This window comes from Rhizobium sp. CB3090 (assembly GCF_029714285.1).
GTDB lineage: Bacteria > Pseudomonadota > Alphaproteobacteria > Rhizobiales > Rhizobiaceae > Rhizobium.
This window is the reverse complement of the sequence record NZ_CP121663.1, coordinates 1,376,796-1,394,073: the sequence shown is the minus strand read 5'-3', so window position 1 is coordinate 1,394,073 and position 17,278 is coordinate 1,376,796. Positions and strand designations below refer to the sequence as shown.

21 protein-coding genes and 1 pseudogene are annotated in these 17,278 nt (G+C 57.3%); 12 read left to right on the top strand and 10 right to left on the bottom strand.

Annotated elements, in window-relative coordinates; all coding sequences use genetic code 11:
- Positions 1 to 267: 267 nt before the first annotated feature.
- The gene (locus QA646_RS25225; RefSeq protein ID WP_283060559.1) at positions 268 to 747 is read right to left on the bottom strand and encodes a pyridoxamine 5'-phosphate oxidase family protein; all 480 of its coding nucleotides are present in this window, start codon (positions 745 to 747) and stop codon (positions 268 to 270) included.
- A gap of 35 nt (positions 748 to 782) precedes the next feature.
- Positions 783 to 905, bottom strand: a complete 123-nt coding sequence (locus QA646_RS25220) for a hypothetical protein (RefSeq protein ID WP_283059462.1) — start codon at positions 903 to 905, stop codon at positions 783 to 785.
- A gap of 411 nt (positions 906 to 1,316) precedes the next feature.
- Between QA646_RS25220 and QA646_RS25215 the strand changes: the two genes are divergently transcribed.
- Both QA646_RS25215 and QA646_RS25210 read left to right on the top strand, forming a co-directional pair.
- Complete coding sequence (locus tag QA646_RS25215) at positions 1,317 to 1,766, top strand: DUF2231 domain-containing protein (protein WP_283059461.1); 450 nt, start codon at positions 1,317 to 1,319, stop codon at positions 1,764 to 1,766.
- Positions 1,766 to 3,112 carry a sorbosone dehydrogenase family protein gene (locus tag QA646_RS25210; RefSeq protein ID WP_283059460.1) on the top strand — a complete coding sequence of 449 codons (1,347 nt, stop codon included), beginning with the start codon at positions 1,766 to 1,768 and terminating at the stop codon, positions 3,110 to 3,112. The genes QA646_RS25215 and QA646_RS25210 overlap by 1 nt, the downstream gene beginning before the upstream one ends.
- A 293-nt stretch (positions 3,113 to 3,405) precedes the next feature.
- Here QA646_RS25210 and QA646_RS25205 read toward each other — a convergent pair whose 3' ends face one another.
- A complete protein-coding gene (locus QA646_RS25205; RefSeq protein WP_283059459.1) occupies positions 3,406 to 3,759 on the bottom strand; it encodes a hypothetical protein in 354 nt (117 codons plus the stop codon).
- 29 nt (positions 3,760 to 3,788) lie between these two features.
- On the opposite strand from QA646_RS25205, the gene QA646_RS25200 reads away from it, so the two are divergent.
- The 7 genes from QA646_RS25200 to QA646_RS25170 all read left to right on the top strand — a co-directional run bounded on the left by QA646_RS25200 (position 3,789) and on the right by QA646_RS25170 (position 8,108).
- Entirely contained in the window at positions 3,789 to 4,013 is a 225-nt protein-coding gene (locus tag QA646_RS25200) for a hypothetical protein (RefSeq protein WP_283059458.1), read from the top strand.
- 371 nt (positions 4,014 to 4,384) lie between these two features.
- Complete coding sequence (locus QA646_RS25195; RefSeq protein ID WP_349254274.1) at positions 4,385 to 4,504, top strand: hypothetical protein; 120 nt, start codon at positions 4,385 to 4,387, stop codon at positions 4,502 to 4,504.
- A gap of 35 nt (positions 4,505 to 4,539) precedes the next feature.
- A complete protein-coding gene (locus QA646_RS25190) occupies positions 4,540 to 4,758 on the top strand; it encodes a hypothetical protein (protein ID WP_283059457.1) in 219 nt (72 codons plus the stop codon).
- A 61-nt stretch (positions 4,759 to 4,819) separates the two neighbouring features.
- Entirely contained in the window at positions 4,820 to 5,110 is a 291-nt protein-coding gene (locus QA646_RS30605) for a DUF2934 domain-containing protein (RefSeq protein WP_349254265.1), read from the top strand.
- Positions 5,111 to 5,426: 316 nt separating this feature from the next.
- Complete coding sequence (locus QA646_RS25180) at positions 5,427 to 6,233, top strand: hypothetical protein (RefSeq protein WP_283059456.1); 807 nt, start codon at positions 5,427 to 5,429, stop codon at positions 6,231 to 6,233.
- Positions 6,230 to 6,955, top strand: a complete 726-nt coding sequence (locus tag QA646_RS25175) for a metallophosphoesterase (RefSeq protein WP_283059455.1) — start codon at positions 6,230 to 6,232, stop codon at positions 6,953 to 6,955. Before QA646_RS25180 ends, QA646_RS25175 begins: the two co-directional genes overlap by 4 nt.
- Positions 6,956 to 7,250: 295 nt before the next feature.
- Entirely contained in the window at positions 7,251 to 8,108 is an 858-nt protein-coding gene (locus QA646_RS25170) for an SDR family oxidoreductase (protein ID WP_283059454.1), read from the top strand.
- 452 nt (positions 8,109 to 8,560) lie between these two features.
- Here QA646_RS25170 and QA646_RS25165 read toward each other — a convergent pair whose 3' ends face one another.
- The 3 genes from QA646_RS25165 to QA646_RS25155 form a co-directional block, all read right to left on the bottom strand.
- Positions 8,561 to 8,764 carry a hypothetical protein gene (locus tag QA646_RS25165; protein ID WP_283059453.1) on the bottom strand — a complete coding sequence of 68 codons (204 nt, stop codon included), beginning with the start codon at positions 8,762 to 8,764 and terminating at the stop codon, positions 8,561 to 8,563.
- A gap of 117 nt (positions 8,765 to 8,881) precedes the next feature.
- A complete protein-coding gene (locus QA646_RS25160; protein WP_283059452.1) occupies positions 8,882 to 9,832 on the bottom strand; it encodes a DUF72 domain-containing protein in 951 nt (316 codons plus the stop codon).
- A 361-nt stretch (positions 9,833 to 10,193) separates the two neighbouring features.
- Entirely contained in the window at positions 10,194 to 11,234 is a 1,041-nt protein-coding gene (locus QA646_RS25155; RefSeq protein ID WP_283059451.1) for a lysylphosphatidylglycerol synthase domain-containing protein, read from the bottom strand.
- A 66-nt stretch (positions 11,235 to 11,300) separates the two neighbouring features.
- Here QA646_RS25155 and QA646_RS25150 point away from each other — a divergent pair.
- Positions 11,301 to 11,418 (top strand): annotated as a pseudogene (locus tag QA646_RS25150) (EEP domain-containing protein); the annotation flags it as partial.
- Positions 11,419 to 11,497: 79 nt separating this feature from the next.
- On the opposite strand, the gene QA646_RS25145 reads toward QA646_RS25150, so the two are convergent.
- Positions 11,498 to 11,731 carry a hypothetical protein gene (locus QA646_RS25145; RefSeq protein ID WP_283059450.1) on the bottom strand — a complete coding sequence of 78 codons (234 nt, stop codon included), beginning with the start codon at positions 11,729 to 11,731 and terminating at the stop codon, positions 11,498 to 11,500.
- Between the two features lie 337 nt (positions 11,732 to 12,068).
- Here QA646_RS25145 and QA646_RS25140 point away from each other — a divergent pair, with 337 nt between their 5' ends.
- Positions 12,069 to 13,163: a polysaccharide pyruvyl transferase family protein gene (locus QA646_RS25140; RefSeq protein ID WP_283059449.1), complete on the top strand. Its 1,095-nt coding sequence runs from the start codon at positions 12,069 to 12,071 to the stop codon at positions 13,161 to 13,163.
- Positions 13,164 to 13,248: 85 nt separating this feature from the next.
- Complete coding sequence (locus QA646_RS25135; RefSeq protein ID WP_283059448.1) at positions 13,249 to 14,565, top strand: Coenzyme F420 hydrogenase/dehydrogenase, beta subunit C-terminal domain; 1,317 nt, start codon at positions 13,249 to 13,251, stop codon at positions 14,563 to 14,565.
- Here QA646_RS25135 and QA646_RS25130 read toward each other — a convergent pair.
- From QA646_RS25130 to QA646_RS25120, 3 genes are read right to left on the bottom strand one after another with little or no spacing between them, the layout of a single operon-like run.
- Positions 14,545 to 15,507, bottom strand: a complete 963-nt coding sequence (locus tag QA646_RS25130; RefSeq protein WP_283059447.1) for a beta-xylosidase — start codon at positions 15,505 to 15,507, stop codon at positions 14,545 to 14,547. The two genes, QA646_RS25135 and QA646_RS25130, sit on opposite strands and share 21 nt — an antisense overlap.
- 21 nt (positions 15,508 to 15,528) lie before the next feature.
- A complete protein-coding gene (locus QA646_RS25125; RefSeq protein ID WP_283059446.1) occupies positions 15,529 to 16,131 on the bottom strand; it encodes a histidine phosphatase family protein in 603 nt (200 codons plus the stop codon).
- Complete coding sequence (locus tag QA646_RS25120) at positions 16,128 to 17,231, bottom strand: inositol-3-phosphate synthase (protein ID WP_283059445.1); 1,104 nt, start codon at positions 17,229 to 17,231, stop codon at positions 16,128 to 16,130. Before QA646_RS25120 ends, QA646_RS25125 begins: the two co-directional genes overlap by 4 nt.
- Between the last annotated feature and the right edge of the window lie 47 nt (positions 17,232 to 17,278).

The window sequence follows — 17,278 nt, the reverse complement described above, 5'->3', positions numbered from 1 at the left end:
AAAAGAACGGCCGTCGTCACCCAATGTTCCGCGCGGCTGCGGGAAGCCCATCAACATCTAAAGAGCATTAGCCCGCATAGGCTGAGGGGATGCGATGTGTCCTGCTGCGGAACCGGGTTCGCCGGAACATTCACTTCCTATCCATGTTTGGAGACATAGGGCTCAGCCCTGCCGGGCAGGGGTGAGCGAGGCCTGAATCGAGCGGAATATTCCGATCTCGCCGAGTGGGCTGTCCGGCTGATGCAGCGCATGCCGAGATGGGCGTCGTCAGAGCTCAACCTTCGCGTTGTCGCCCATGTTCGGCTTCGAGCTGGAGATCGCCGCCGCGGCCATCTTTATGTAACTCATCACCGTTCCCGGGCTGTCCCAGTATTCTGCAAAGGACGGCGTGACTTTGAGCACGCGGATCGATGGGTCGTTAGAGCTGTCCCACCACGCCTTTGCCGGCGTTCCCCACAGTTCTTCAACGCGTTCGCGATCATTCATGATCTCGGCGATACCTGATACTGAGACATATTTTTGCCCCTTGATATCCGCGAACGTCAGGCAGACGTTTGGCCAGCGGACGATCTCTTCGTCCTTGTGGCTTGCGGCGTCGGTCAGGAAATAAATGGCATTTTCCATGCGCTCGGCATAGGCGGCCATCGGCCGCGCGCGTAGATCGCGCCCTGATTGCGTGGTCAGCATGCAGAAGCCGATCTTTTCGATGAGATCCCAAACATGGGCGGCATCGTCATATTCTGTCATATCAAACTCCTGCGGGGAGAGACCTCCAACGGCCGTCAATCTTGTTCGCGCGTGCCCGGCGCGGCTTCACGTTGATGTTCATCCTCAAGATCGCTATCGACCACGAAGGTGTCGCGGCGCTGGCGCGCCGCCTCCTTCATGATGTTGGTGAGGACCACGTTGTCAGGCGCAATCTCCTCAGCATGTTTCGACCGCGCGTCGATCTTACCCTCAGTTTGACCGGCCGCTTCACGGCCAATTTCAAGAGATCCGCCTTTCCGGCGTTTTCCGAATTTTCGCTTTTGCGTCGTTCATCCTTTGCATTCGCAATGAGAGAACCATTGTCCTTTTTGTGGAAGGATCGGGCGACTTCTCGGCGACAAAACAGCCTTGTGCGCCGGATGTTCCCAGATGAGCGGTCTTGGCGGACAAATATTCGTGGCGCTCAACCGTATTGTTCTCTAGCTAGACCTCTGATCCGCCTCGCTCTCGCTCCATAGCTATCAGACGCCCGGGGATCATGAGACCGGGAACAAGTAGTTCGCGAGGTTGTTTGATAAGGCTATATAGACAACTCTGGAAGATTAGCCATGACAGATCAAAGCCTTCGCGCGACGGTCAGGCTCGCCAAACACCCAATCCATCCAATGCTTGTTCCCTTCCCCATCGTTTGCTTTACGGGAGCGCTGGTGACCGACTTAGCGTATTGGCGAACTGCCGACATCATGTGGGCGGATTTTTCGGCCTGGCTGCTATTGGCAGGGCTTTTAATGGGCATTCTTGCAGCAATCGCGGGCCTCATCGATTTTCTGAGTAATCGTTTGATTCGCGACAAGAGCCATGCTTGGTTGCATCTCATCGGCAATGCTATTGTCCTGATCCTGTCATTCTTCAATGCGCTCATTCATAGCCGCGACGCCTGGACATCGGTCGTGCCTACCGGCCTCATTCTCTCCGCGGTGGTTGTGCTTCTCATGCTTTTCACTGGCTGGATGGGCTGGTCGCTCGTCTATCGCTACCGTGTGGGAGTGGCCGACTGATGTCTGACAATTCCCTCGGCTCTGCGATATCGAGGCCAAGCAGCGTTTTCCTCTGCATCACCTTGGCGATCCTTGCCGGCTGTGGCCGCGATGACCCGGACCCCAACGGCCAGGTGGGTGGCAACCCCGTCCTCCCGGCTTTAACCCAATATCTGATCCCTCCCTTGCATGTTGCCAGAGTCGTCGGATGGAAGGAAGGCGAAAAGCCTACGGTCGCGGCGGGACTGCAGGTGCAGGCGCTTGCAACGGGACTCGAGCATCCCCGTTCGCTGTATGTCCTGCCGAACGGGGACATGCTGGTCGTTGAATCGATCGCCCCGCCAGCGCCCTCCGTCAGACGGCCCAAGGACTTCGTCATGGATCTAATCGAGGCGATGGCGACCTCCGGCGGCGGTGGCAATCAAAACAGCAATCGCATTACTCTGCTGCGCGATGCAGATGGCGACGGCAAGGCGGAAGTGAGGGATGTCTTCATCGACCATCTCCATTCCCCCTTTGGCGTGGCGCTGGTCGGCAACGATCTTTACGTGGCCGATACCGATGCGATCATGCGCTATCCCTACAAGCCGGGAGAAACGAAGATCACCGAAGCGGGCACAAAGCTTGTGGATCTGCCCGGCGGTCCGATCGACCATCATTGGACGAAGAGCCTCCTTGCAAGCCCTGACGGGTCGCTGCTTTACGTGGGCGTCGGCTCCAACAGCAATATCACCGAAAACGGTATGGAAGCGGAGAAGAACCGCGCAGCAATACTGGTGGTCGACCGCGCAACCGGGCGTTCGCACCTGTTTGCGGAGGGCTTGAGAAACCCGAACGGACTGACCTGGGAGCCGCAGACGCATGCACTCTGGACAGTCGTCAACGAGCGCGACGAACTGGGCCCCAATCTGGTTCCGGACTATATGACCTCCGTCAAAGAAGGTGGCTTCTATGGTTGGCCGTACAGTTATTTCGGCAAGAACGTCGATCCCCGCGTGATGCCGCAACGACCCGATCTGGTCGCCAAGGCAATCGTTCCAGACTATGCACTTGGCTCGCATGTCGCCCCGCTGGGCATGGTGTTTTATACGGGCTCCAATTTGCCGGATGCCTATCGAGGCGGCGCGTTCGTCGGGGAACATGGCAGCTGGAACCGTTATGGTTTCAACGGATACAAGGTCGTCTTCATACCGTTCAAAGACGGACGTCCAAGCGGCATGCCACAAGACGTCGTGACCGGCTTTCTCAATGCCGATAACCAGGCCCGGGGTCGTCCGGTCGGGCTCGCCATCGACAAAGCCGGCGGACTGCTGGTCGCCGACGATGTCGGAAATACCGTTTGGCGCGTTATCGCGGCTCATCAGTGATAATTTGTGAATGGCGAGTGATTTTAGACCTTTGTCGGTGGGCAATCGTCCTGGATGCAGTCACGGGAACTACGCGTTCTCTCAAGGATTTCACGCTCCACTTCCGCGTGGAGCCAATGCTCCGCGTCTGGCATGCTGTCTGACGGATATGCCGTATTACATGAAAAGGCCGGCCTTCGATCATCAAATAAAGCCCTTTCGCGTACTCCTGCAGACCACGTAGAGCGCACATTGTTCCCGCGCCGGATGCGAGTATCAACCAAACCGGTGACTATCGCGTACTGATGCAGAGGTTAATTGGCGTGGCACAGGGCGAGGAGGTGACGCCAAATCGCGCGAATGGAAAGGGTCGATCCGTCGCCCTTGTCGCGGGGGACATCGCCCTTGCCGGGTGGGGCGTACGGGAAGTCGATCTCACCCCGTAAAAGAAGCTGCCCTTCCAGACAGAGATTGCGTCGCATGCTGGCGACGCGCCGCTCGGCATCTTGCATGTTGTAAGCCCAGAAACTGACGCTGAAAGGCCTGCCGTCGAATCTATAGTCGGCAAAAAAGCGCAACATCTGCCGTCCGTCATTGTCTGCCGTGAGGAACTCCGCAGTAGGCCCGCCGTCTTTTCCCTCGGTTTTGGGGAACACGATTACGGTCATCACTGACCTCCTGTTTCCTGGAGAGTTTAATGACCGAACTTATAAATAGGACCTTTGTTGCATCGGAAAATCTATCGATACGGGAAACCGTCTTAGCTGTGGATAGAAGCTGCAGCCGCAATGGACCCGATCAATTGCGAACCGATCATAATGTCAGCGGCGGCGGCGACAACACCGTTGTCGGAGATGTCGCCAACGACGCAACGCCCCAAGGCGGCGTCAATCCCCGGCAGCGTGGGCGCACCAACAAATGACGCCATCCCATCACGAAGCTGGCGAGCGAGCCGGTGGCCTCGATCCGGCGTGGTCTGTTGCCGGAGGGACAACTCTGGAAGGAGACGCATGTTCCGGTGATGGCATAAGTCGAATGCCTCGAGGTAATGAACGGCGCCGACAATTTAAGCATGCAGTAGAGCTGACATACCGAACGGCGATGCTGCGGGAACAATGAGATGTTCGAATGGTTCGGTTTCGAACAACGCGGATCCCCAACGCGGATCCAAAGCGATCCGTGTGGGCTCGAAATATTCTCAATCTCGAACGGGTCAGACTTCAGTCAGGCCCGTTACGATAGTCCGCACCCGCCGCGAGGCGACCGGCGCATCACTATGTATTCCGCCTTGCGATCCTGGATGCGCCGAGTCTGGCAATTCCCGAGGCGGCCGGAGTGAGCGCTATGTGGGCGGAGGCAAAGAAATATGTCCTAGCCGAAACCAGTATCGTCGGTACTTATCAGACGGCATGAGCCGCTTAGTTGGGACCAACTCGAAAGGAATGACAATGGCCCATGCAGGCAAGAAACATATCGGCCAAGGTGCTCAAGGAAAAGGCGATGCATCGGGTGCACGATCCACGCTCGACGATGATCGTGTTGAGGAAAATGCCGTTCTTTCCAACAGGGATAAGGCCCAGCATTCGAAACGTCGGGGGCTGGACGCCAAAAATGTCCAGACGGAACAATATCATGATCATGCCGCCAATCGGCGTGGCGATAAGTAACGCGAGCCTGCGCTTCAAAAAGCAGGTTTGAGGTATCCGATGTTACAGCATAAGCATCGACATGGTGACGGATGGTGAAGCAAATCCGTCATTGAAGGCTTTTGGCAGAGGCCGCGCTCACCGCAGGAAATCAGGATTTGATCACTTGCCGATGGGGCAGACCATGTCGGAAGCACTGCAACACAAGATACGCCTACGTGCCCACCAAATATCGGAGAAAGAGGGCAGGCCGACGGGTCGGCATCCGACACACTGGCGCCGTGCCGAACGCGAACTCGTAGCGGATGAACGATCCGTGGCTGGCAAACTCTTTGCCCCAGAACCCTCCGATTTGGAAAAACCGAAGGTGTGACGCAGGCCTTGCAGTCGGTCGAGAAGATGCCGATTGCCCTCCATACGCCCCGAAAAAACCCGAAATCTTAGTTGCCCATCGCGATTTTCTGCCGATCTTGTCTTGTCGGCGCTGAGAAGCCGATCGAACGCTGGCCCGAGCCGTCGCCAGTACCTTTTGCTTGCCGCATTGGTTGGTGACGCCGCCATGGATGATCGAAGGCAGGCGTGACTGAATTATCGTCGGGCATATGCTTTCATGGAACAACCCTTGGCCGTCGGTGTTGAGATTTTAGGGGCAGCCGCAAGGCAGTCGCGATAGAAATGGTACGACGGATATGAATGCTGATGAGACGGACAATGTGCCGATGACCGCAAAGGCTGTCCCCCAGCTTATCGATCCGAATACCGAGCTGTTCGTTGCCGAGGTGATCGACAAGCTCGTCGAATCTCAAATTCCTTTTCTCGTCGCCGGCACCCATGCCGTCTCCGCCTATACTGGAATCTCACGCGCGACGAAGGATTTCGATATTTTTTGCAAGGCCGGCGACTACCCCCGCATTCTCTCGTATTTCCAGAGCCGGGGTTATGCAGTCGAGGTTAAGGACGAGCGCTGGCTCGGCAAGATCTTCAAAGGCCCACATTTCTTCGACGTGATCTTCGCCTCGTCGAACGGAACAATGCCCGTCGGCGACGAATGGTTTGAAGCTTCACGGCAGATAACGATGTGCGGTCACCTGATACGCATCATCGGGCCGACCGAGCTGGTCTGGTCAAAATGCTTCGTGCAGCTTCGCCATCGGTATGACGGCGCCGACATAGCGCATGTGATCTTGAAGGCGCATGACGAGATCAACTGGCGCAACCTCCTTGGATATCTCGAGACGAATTGGGAGGTGCTGCTTATTCAGCTCTTGAATTTTCGTTGGATTTATCCCTCGGAGCGCGACAAGGTTCCCGATTGGCTGATGGACGAGCTCCTCGATCGGTTGAAAGCACAGCGCGACCTGCCATTGCCGCAGGTGAAGATATGCCGCGGGCGTATGTATTCAGATGTCGATTTCGAAATCGACGTAAAGGAATGGGGCTTTGCCGACGTCGGCGGCGACGGTGAATTGAGCAGCAAGGAGGAGAAGCCGGAATGAGCGATGAAAACGCGGCAAAACTGAAGATTGCCGCCGTGGCCGATCTTCATGTCAAGGAGCATGGCGAGCAATCGCACAAGGCGCTCTTTTCCGAAATCTCCTTGGCAGCCAATGTCCTGGTGATCGCGGGCGATCTCACCGATCTCGGCAAGCCCAAGGAGGCGGAATTGCTGGCTGCGGATCTGCGCAACTGCACCGTGCCCGTCATCGCCGTGCTTGGAAACCATGATTACGAAAGTGGATGTGTTGACGAGATTTCGGCCATTCTGGCCGATGCGGGCGTCAAGCTGCTGAATGGTAACACCGTCGAAATCGATGGGGTTGGTTTCGTCGGGGTGAAAGGCTTCGCCGGCGGCTTCGGGCGCCACATGCTTGGCTCGTTCGGCGAGCCGGCTATCAAAGCTATGGTCGCCGAAAGCGTCGAAGAGTCGATGCGGCTGGAAAATGCCATGCGACAGGTGCGGGCAGCGCGGTCGATGGTCGTCCTCCACTACGCACCGATACCCGAAACGGTCGAAGGCGAACCGCCGGAGATCTTTCCGTTTCTTGGATCGTCCCGCCTTGCCGAGACGATTGATCGTTTCAAAGTCGATGCCGTCGTTCATGGTCATGCGCATCGCGGAATCTATGAAGGCCATACACCGAGGGGTGCCCCCGTCTTTAATGTCGCCGCCGACGTCGAAAAGCCGACCGGAAAGCCCTATGCGCTGCTGGAAATTTAGCGATTGCGCGATGGTCAAAACTGCGGAAAGTCCGACGCAGGCACTATTTCTTCCCTCTTACGAGAGGAGTCATTCTGATTTTTCCATTCTCCCATGCCTAACCCGCAGATGACGATGACTACATTGTCCTTGAAACGCCGCATGCATTTCCTTTCGACCAACTGGGTTGTTTCGAACGTTGGCCGGCTCGAATGTTCTTGGACACCGCTGTTTGCGTCCGCCTATTTTGTCCGTTGCGGGAACCTAGCCGTTGCTTGCTGGTTGAGAAAGAAATCCAATTTAGAAGGAGCAAGCCATGGCTACCCATCCCAGCCCGCCATTTCCGTCACAACCTCAGCCGATGCCGGGTCGCACCCCCGAAATGAAACCGGTCCCGGATCACGGCGAACACTCCTACAGGGGCTCTGGTCGGCTTGAGGGCAGGAAAGCGATCATCACCGGCGGCGATAGCGGCATCGGCCGAGCCGTCGCAATCGCCTTCGCTCGGGAGGGAGCCGATCTTCTTATCGCTTATCTTGATGAGCACAAGGATGCTCAGGAGACACAGCGCTGGGTGGAGCAGGCAGGTCGCAAGGCCGTTCTTGTTGCCGGCGATATTCAGGATCCTCAACATTGCCGCTCTATCATCGACAGAGCGGTGGCCGAACTCGGCGGGCTCGATATTTTGGTCAACAATGCCGCCCACCAGGCGAGTTTCCACGACATTCCGGATATCAGCGATCAGGAATGGGAATTGACCTTCAAGGTCAATATTCATGCCATGTTCTATCTGACTAAGGCGGCTGTCGCACATATGAAACCAGGCAGCGCTATCATAAACACGGCTTCGATCAACTCCGACAATCCGAACCCAACCCTGCTCGCCTATGCGACCACCAAGGGCGCTATCCAGAACTTTACCGCGGGCCTTGCCCAGCTACTTGCGGAAAGAGGAATTCGCGTCAACGCCGTCGCACCCGGGCCTGTCTGGACGCCGCTCATTCCCTCCACCTTGCCTGCGGAAGCGGTCGAAAACTTTGGCAAGCAGGTGCCCATGAAGCGGCCTGCACAGCCGGCCGAGCTTGCAACGACCTACGTCATGCTTGCAGATCCATTGTCGAGTTACGTTTCCGGCGCAACGATCGCCGTCACCGGCGGCAAGCCGATCCTGTAGGACAATGCTCGTCTCTGCACGGGTGTAAGATTGAGTGACGATTCAGCAACCGCGACACGATGCTTAGCTGATTTGCCGAAACAGGCGTGATGACGCATATTGTTGCGCGACTGCAACGCCTGCTTTCTCTGCCGCCTGATTAATGCCGGCAAGCAGCTTCTGCCGGCATGCCCATGGTCGCATCCAGGGATGCCGGAGCGCGCCCAGAGATAATTCAGGAATTTCTGCAGATATGACGCGATATCGCGGTGATCGACACTCTCGCGATTTCAAGGCGGGCAAGACCCCTATGGACGGGGCCCGAGATGCCGTCGATGGGGTCCACCCTGGAGGAGGATCCAGGCAGGCCGGCAGTCACAAGCGACCTGCCGCCGCGCTCAAACTTATAGCGAAACATTTGTTCCCGGCTGCAAGGCAGCCAGATGTCGGCACGGCATATTCACGGCCGGAAGCTATTTTCTGTCCGGCTTCAGCTCTTTCGTCCCAGGATCAATCTCGCCGTCGACCAGTCGGTTTTTGGGATCGGCCACTACAGCCGCGCGCTTTTTCCGTTTTGAATCTTGCATTCCGTCATCCATCCCGCCGTGCCGGATTCCATTGACTGTTTGGGCATTTTTGCCTCCACCATATGGGACTTGCCGTTGATCGTGTGACACCTTCATCTCCTCATTTTAAGGAAAATACACCTGCTGCGATCATGCTCCGAGAGATGCTTCGCGTGGATCCTCGGCTATGACCGGAAGCTCACGCTGAGCGCCCATTGCGAGTACCGATCACGGTACTGCCCGATGTGTATGGTCTTCGGTGAGTTCCGATCGCTTCCGAGCGGGTGATTTCTGCGATCCGGCCGCTATTCCAAGCCGCTGGGTTAGCGCCTGTGCGTCCACCGGTGCGCGCACCTTTGCGTCGTTGTCGAAATACACATAGACATCACGGTCGTGTGGGGATCGCTTGAGCGGTGCAAGCACGCGGTTGGCATTTGCCGGTTCCCTGCCATGAGCCCAGGCGTCTATCCTTTGTGCCCACACGGCGAGGGCTTTCTCGTCATATCCACTGACATAAAGTTGCTCGGAGCCATGGAGGCGGCAGTACACGAAGTCAGAGGTGACATCCATCAGCAAAGGCCATTCGACCGTGTCGGCGCAGACCAGTGCGACGCGACTCTCGCGCAGCATCTCGATGAATTCAGGGCTTGCAAAGCTTTCATGTCGAATTTCGACCGCATGGCGGATCGGTCTTTTTCCTTCTGGCTCGATCCAATCGCGACCATTCAGCCGGTCATCATGCTTTGCCGCCAGCCTTGCCGCTGCGATGGTGTCTAGAGGTAGGAGCTTCAAAAAGGCGGCAAAGAGCGAAGGGTCGAACTTCAAATGCGGCGGAAACTGCCAGAGGATCGGCCCGAGCTTAGGGCCGAGGCGCAACAGCCCTGAGGCGAAGAAGTTGGCAAGCGGGGTTTCGACGTCGCGAAGCTTTTTCATATGGGTAATGTAGCGCGAACCTTTTACCGCAAAGACGAAATCGTCCGGGGTTTCTTCCCGCCAGCTTCCGAAAGAGGAAGGGCGCTGCAAGCCGTAAAAGGTGCCGTTGATTTCTATCGAGGCGAATTGCCGCGATGCGTAGGCGAGTTCCTGCCTCTGGGGGAGACCCTTAGGATAAAAGACGCCGCGCCAGGGCCTGTAGGTCCATCCCGAGATGCCGATCCTGATCGCACGAGTTTCCGTCATGCGATAGGAACTGTGGGGCAGAGGACTTGTTCCGCTGCAGCTTCAGGCTTTTGAGCGCTACAAGCGGCTGCGCGTTTTTCATCCGGTCATTCGCGATGGCAACGAGCATGCTGAACTGCTTGCACATTCGGAACTTCTGATTTCCGACGACAATCTGCTGCGTATCGGCTCGTCAAACCTCAACCATCGTTCGGAAGGTCTCGACACGGAATGCGATATTCTCTTTGAAGCAAGCCAGGCCGACCATCGGCTCGCAATCGCACAGCTGCGCAATCTGCTTATTGCCGAATATCTCGGTCGCCTGTGCAAGGGCTCACTCATAGCCGCGATCGACGAACTCAATGTCCAATCCGGATCTCTGCTATCCGTTGTCCCGACTGATAAAAAAGAGGGACCGATCTTCGGAACTGCTCTCTTCGACCCGGTTCGGTCGCTCGGACAATCGCTGCGCGTCCTCGTCAATCGCCTCATGGGTCGTTTTCCTTTCGCCGGCATGCCTGCGAAACACGATTTCGCTGATGATGAAAAGCATCGTACCGAGCACGAGCGGGAGAAGAAAATAGACACAGCGAAATGCAATTAAGGCGCCGATTGAGGCGGCATCGGGGGCGACGTAGGCAACCGCTGTTTCCAATACGCCGAGACCGCCGGGCACATGGGTGGCAAGAACGGCTGAATTGCCGAGTACGAAAGCTGTAACCGATCGCGAGAACGCGATGTCGGCGAAAGCCGAAAGCAACTGATGGAGACATGCCGACACCAAAAGGAAATTCAAGGCTCCCATACCCACCTGCAGAACTGCAAAGGAAACATCGGGCAGTTCAAAGGTCCAGCGCCAGAGATGGAACCGTCGCCGCAGAAAAGCGGCAAGCATGACATAGGCGATCGGAAGGGTGATGATGGCGCCGCCCGCTGCTCGAAACCATTCGGAATTCCATCGCAAGAGGCCTGCCGCATCCTGCGGATTTAAAAGCAAGGCGAAACCGGCAAGCGTGATCAGCCCAAGGCCGACCGTCGCGCCGGAAAACAGAACCAACTTCGCGACCTCCTCGGCTGTCAAACCCCAGCGTGAATAATAGCGGTAGCGAAACGCGCCGCTGCTCAATCCTGCGAAGCCGATATTATGGCCCATCGACAGACTGATGAAGGACGCGAGCGCAACCTTCCGATATGGGAGGGACTTGCCGAGCGACAGGATTGCAAGGAAGTCGAATCCGGTGAGGCAAAAATAGGAGGCGGCTGCACAGGTGAGCGCGAGGCAGAGATGAGAGAACGGGATGTAGTGAAGCGAAGCTGAGATGTCATGGATGCTATACCGATGCAGAATGCGGTACAGCAGGAAAGCGGCAAGGCATATCGCGGCGGCAAATAAGCTATTCCAGACCAGACTTTTCGAAGACATCGTCGATCTTTCCCCGCGAGCGGTACGGCGTCTCATGGAGGCGGAACGATTAGGCGCCTCCCGTGTTCACGCTATCCTTTGATGAGGCTCGACCATATTTTTGTGAGCGCCGATTTGCGGGTCGTCAATGCAGCGGTCATTCGCAACCGTCTGACGAGCCACGGATCATCTTCCGCTCGTTGCCCGACATCGATGTCCGCGCAACGTGAGGATCAGGATGGCCCGACGGCAGCAATCATCTTGCCGCAGGCAGGGGGGCGGCCTCACTGACGACGATTCTTATCGATCGCTTCCTTGTCGGCGCGTCCCGCCGGCACGGACGTCGTCGTCGATGAAACCGGGTCGGAAGCGGGGAACGTGTCTTCAAGGCCTTTGTCCAGCGCGTCCTTGTCTTTTGAGCTCTTCGCCTCGGCCGCCTTTGCCTTCTCCAGTGATTTAACCGCCGGGGACGTCCGCCGCCGCTCTTCATCTTGCTTCTTCTGCTTTGCAGTCGACATGGAAACCTCCTCTGTGCTGAACTGATCTAATCCGCGAAACGATCGGTGGTTCCCGCAGAGTTTGAATACCGGCGCACTGATGGCGATCTATGCCGGACGCCCGCAACACACAATTCTCCGTCTGCTCGATTCTCCTTTCCGCCGGCCGGCGCGCGGCTGTAGCGCGCCTCAGGAACAATTGTCCTCGCATCCGGTTCGATGTTGGTCCTGTGGATCGTGAGAACGGAAGATCGCAGCCGCTCGCTATCGACGGGTCTGTCCTGTTTACTTCCCGATTGTGAGCACGATGTCCGATCTCGTTCGCTTCTCGCCGACCAGCAATTCATCCGCGGACGCCATGAATACTATAGACGCAACGACAAATGGCCGCCGTGAGAACGTCGGCATCCTGACGTTTCACCGCTGCATTAACTATGGATCCTATTGGCAAACCCGTTGTTTGTTGGAAGGGCTGTCATCCATGGGTGTCGATGCGGTTCTACTCGATTACAGCTCGCCGTCGACAGATCGCGCAGAATGGCGTTGTGCGCTCAATCCATTGCTTCCTATGACGGCTCCGCGCACTGATTATGCCTTCAATAAGAGAAAAACGCGCAAATTCTTCGACGCTATCGGCCGATTGCCGCTCTCACATCCTTTTCCGCTCAATGATCCGGCCCAGGCTGGGCGGTTTGGGCTGGTAATCGTCGGCAGCGACGAAGTCTGGAACCTCAAGCATCCGTGGTATGGCGGATGCACGGTCTTCTATGGAGAAGGGCTGAATGCGGACCGTCTGATTTCCTATGCTGCGACATTCGGGAATTTTGCATCGCAGGAAAGGCTACAAGGTCTTTGGAGCGAACGATTGCGGAGGTTCTCCCGCATTTCCGTACGAGATCTCAATTCGGCGCGCCTCATACGTGAGGCGCTTGCCCTCGAACCCGAGCTTGTGCTCGACCCTTGCCTGCAATTCCCGCAGCCGCTTTTGGCGACCCGAACCGATGAGAACGGGCGTTATATCGCCGTCTATGGCCATGGTTTCCCCGAATGGTTCCAGAAGGCCGTTCGCGGCTGGGCTGATGCCAGAGGCTATTGCCTGATCAGCATCGGCTATCGCAACGACTGGGCTGATCGGCAGTGGATCGATGCAGGCCCGGACGAATTCGCACAGTTCATGGGGTCGGCCAAAGCCGTGGTGACCAATTTCTTTCACGGCTGCGTCTTCTCTCTCGTTTACGAGAAGCCGTTCGCCTGCGTGTTTTCCGACTATCGCGGCAACAAATTGCGCGATCTAGCCGAAATTGCGGGCGCACAAGCACATTTCATGTCGGAAGCTGGCGTGTTCGCGCAGCTCGATGCGGCACTTGAACACCCTCTAAATCCCACAATCGGGCGACGCATCGCTATCCTACGTCTTAATTCGAGCGCCTATTTGCACCATGTCGTTTGCTAACACCTCCAGGACGATCGGTTATCCGCCACCACTGAATCCCAGCGACATTGTTCGCTCCGGGCTTTGCATAGGATGTGGGGCTTGCATGATGTGGTCGCCAACATCGGCACCACAGATGCAATTCGATCGATACGGACAGCTAAAGCCAAAAGGCGCGAACCTTCGGCAGTCAGACCAGACGGCGTTTTCCCGCATTTGCCCGTTCTCGCCTGCTGCGGAAAACGAGGACGAGTTGGCGGCCCGGCACTTTGCGGACTCGCCCAATAATGATCCCTTGCTGGGGCGGTTCGAAAAAGCCTTTGTCGGCCATGTCGAAGAGGGAGACTTTCGCCGCAACGGCAGTTCCGGCGGTCTCGTCACATGGGTTGCGGCCGAGATGCTGCGGCGGGGACTGGTCGATGCCGTAGCGCATGTCATCGAAAGCCGAGGCAGCGACCGTCTGTTTCGCTACACGCTGTCGCGCAGCCTAGCCGACCTGAAGGCGGGCGCGAAATCGCGATATTATCCAGTCGATCTGGCCGAGGTGCTCGGGACGATCAGGACGACGCCCGGGCGATACGCCATTGTAGGCATACCTTGTTTTATCAAGGCCGTGAGATTGTCATGCGCCAATGACCCGATATTGAATGAGCGCATCGTTTTCACGCTCGGCCTTTTTTGCGGCCATATGAAAAGCGCGCGCATGGCTGAAAGCTTTGCTTGGCAGATGGGCCAGAGAATCGGCGATGTCGAACGCTTCGACTATCGGGCAAAATGCCCCGACCGGCCGGCGAACTGGTATCGCGCGCAAATGAAGCTCCGCAGCGGAGACGTCGTCGGACGCGATTGGTGGCATTTGGCAGACGGCGACTGGGGAGCCGGCTTCTTTCAAAATCCGGCATGCAATTTCTGCGACGACGTGGTTGCCGAGACGGCCGACATCGCTTTTGGCGATGCTTGGGCGCAGCCCTATACGGTAGATGGGCGAGGGACCAATGTCGTGATTGTTCGCTCTCCAGCGCTGCTGGATCTCGTCGCCGGCGGTATGGCATCGCGGCGTATTGCCTTGTCGCCGGTCGATACCGCGTTTGTCGTCGCTACGCAGGCGGCTGGTTTTCGACAGCGGCGCGAGGGTCTCGCGTTCCGGCTGACATGGCTGCGGCTGGGCCTGCGGCCTCGCAAAAGGGTCGTCGCCGGGAGCGGCGGTCTAACTTGGCGCCGCAGGATGATCTACCGCATGCGCTATGCCATTAGCCTTTGGAGCCACCGCGTTTTCTGGCTCGCACGCCTGCTTGGTCATCCGCAGCTTTACCTGGCATGGGCGAGAATGGTGCTGTCCTTCTATCATGGTTTTGCCTATTCCCGCGGCCCGATCGGACGTGTCATCAATGGAATTGCACGCTCAGGCGCCGAGGGCGATTGAGGCCTGCTCCAACCGCAAGGAGGCGGCAATCCGCTCGGTGCCCATGCGGCGCTGTCGTGGCGCGTAGCGGTTTATCATTTCGCTACAAAATTCCGCGAATTCCTCGGCAATCAGCGGGGCGCTGGTATGGTGCGGAGCAATGCCGCGGTGTTCCGGGGTGAAGCAGAACGTCACCGTGACATCGAAATCCTCAAGCGCACGCATCTGCCGGTCGAACCAGTCAAGTGCGTTGGGTCGAAAGCGGTCTGCCCAGGAAAGGCCCGTCCTGACGGATCTGACGCCGAGCCTTTTCATCCAGCCGACTGCCTCGTCAAGGCGAGGATCTTCGAAATGGAACCACTGCACCAGCCCAAGCGTGGGCGTATGATCGGCAAACTCCTTCAGTGCCAGCTTCGGGCTGCCGTCCTGGCGCAGGATTCCCATATAGTAATGGCGATAATAGGAGGAACCCTCGGCCTCGCGATGGCGGGTGGTTGCCTCCCACTCCCGGGGAAGATCATAGAGGCTGTACCAGTGGCACCGTTCGACCTTGCCCTTCAGCAGCTCCGCGGTTCGCTTCAGGCCCCAAAGCTGAACTTCCTCCGCGCCGAAGGTGGAGACGCCGACCTCGCTGACCCAGATCGGCAAATGGGTGACCGCCCGTATCTCCTCAATCTTTTCGGGCCATTCTTGGATCTGCCACAGGTTCCAGTCCAAAGGAAAACCGTGAACAGCTACGGCATCCATATGGTCCAACACGCCATAATCCTTCATGAGGGTCATGAAGGCAGGATCGATCGGTGAAATTCCACCCAGAACCTTTGTCAGATTTGAGTTGGCTGTGCCGATCGCGTCGGCGGCGAGCATGCTCATATGGGCAAAGCGACGCCATTCCGGATCGATCTCCGGATCCCAATGCGATTTATTGTTCGGCTCGTTCCAGATCATTGCAGCTTCAATCATCGACTTCTTCCGTTTGTCGCCTCAGGAGATCATTTCATTGAGCGTGATGATTTTTGCGCCCCAATTCCCCATGACGAGGATCGTTATAGAGCCCGGCGCCACCTCCATCCGAGCCCAGGCATCAAGTGACGCGCAAAGCACATGGCTGACTACTGTCTTGATGACGTCGCAGTGGGAGACCAGGACGATTCTCCTGTCGTCCTCGCTTCTTCCCGCGAGGCTGTGGATCAGGCCGAACATTCTCCGCTGAACGTCCAGCATGTTTTCGCCGCCCGGTGTTTGCGCCAGACCGCGCTGCATGTTCCAACGCTGCCACTGTTCATCGCGATTGAGAACATCGAAGCTTTTTCCGGTCCAAGAGCCGAAGTCTACTTCGTCCAAGGCGTCGTGAGTTTCCGGCGGATCGAGGCGGCACGCGGAGGCGATCGCTGTGGCGGTTTCGTACGCGCGCTCCCGCGGACTGGTGTAGATTTTATCGATCCTCTCGCGCGCAAGCCGCTGCGCGAGCCTCGCGGCTTGTTCCCGTCCGGCAGGTCCGAGCATGATCCTTGTCGCCCGCCCTGCGAGGTAACTGCTGAGATTGTCGTGAGCAGCATGGCGAACGAGAAAGAATGTAACCGTCATTCCGCCGCCCCACGCAGTTCATCCTCTACATTGTCGATGAATGCCTTGGCGCGGCGGCGCGCCTCATCGTCGGTGAATTGCTGCGGCGGAGATTTCATGAAATAGCTGGACGGACCGATCAGAGCGCCGCCAATGCCTCGGTCGAGCGCCAATTTCGCACAGCGTATAGCGTCGATAACCACCCCGGCGGAATTGGGAGAGTCCCACACCTCAAGCTTGAGCTCGGCATTAAGCGGCACGCCGCCGAATGTCGTGCCCTCCAGTCTGATGTACGCCCATTTTCTGTCCAAAAGCCAAGGAACATGGTCGCTCGGTCCGACATGGACATTGTCGGCAGACAGCGGAATATCCATCTGACTCATCACCGACTGCGTCTTTGAGATTTTCTTCGATTCCAGCCGCTCCCGTTCGAGCATATTCAGAAAATCGGTATTGCCGCCGAAATTGAGCTGATAGGTGCGATCAAGGTGCACGCCACGTTCACGGAACAGGTTCACCAGTATCCTGTGCAAGATGGTTGCGCCGATCTGACTCTTGATGTCGTCACCAATAATGGGGAGGCAGCGCTCCGCGAACCGGCGCTGCCACTCCGGCCGAGAGGCGATGAAAACGGGAATGCAGTTGATGAAGGCGCAGCCAGCTGTAAGCGCCTGTTCGGCATACCATTTCGTCGCCTCTTCCGAGCCGACCGGCAGGTAGGATACGACAATATCCGTCTGCGTCTGACGCAGGATTTCGGCGACATCCGCCACCGGCTGCGGCGACGGTTCTATTTCGTCGCGCAGATATCGGCCTATACCGTCGAGTGTCTTGCCACGTTGTACCGTTACGCCCGAAGCTGGAACATCGGCAAAGCGATGGGTATTATTTGGCGCAGCGTAGATTGCCTCGGCGACATCGCGCCCGACTTTCGAGGCTGATACGTCGAAAGCCGCCGATATTTCGATGTCGTGCACATGATAACCTCCAAGCTCAACGTGCATGAGCCCCGGAACGGGTTCGTTGCCTTGAGCGTCGCGGTAATAGGTTAATCCCTGAACCAGGGACGAGGCACAATTGCCGACCCCGATCAGGCCGACGCGGATCGGTTGAGACTGCATATCAAACTCCGGCATCTACAAAGCTTGGCCCAAACAAATGAACACGG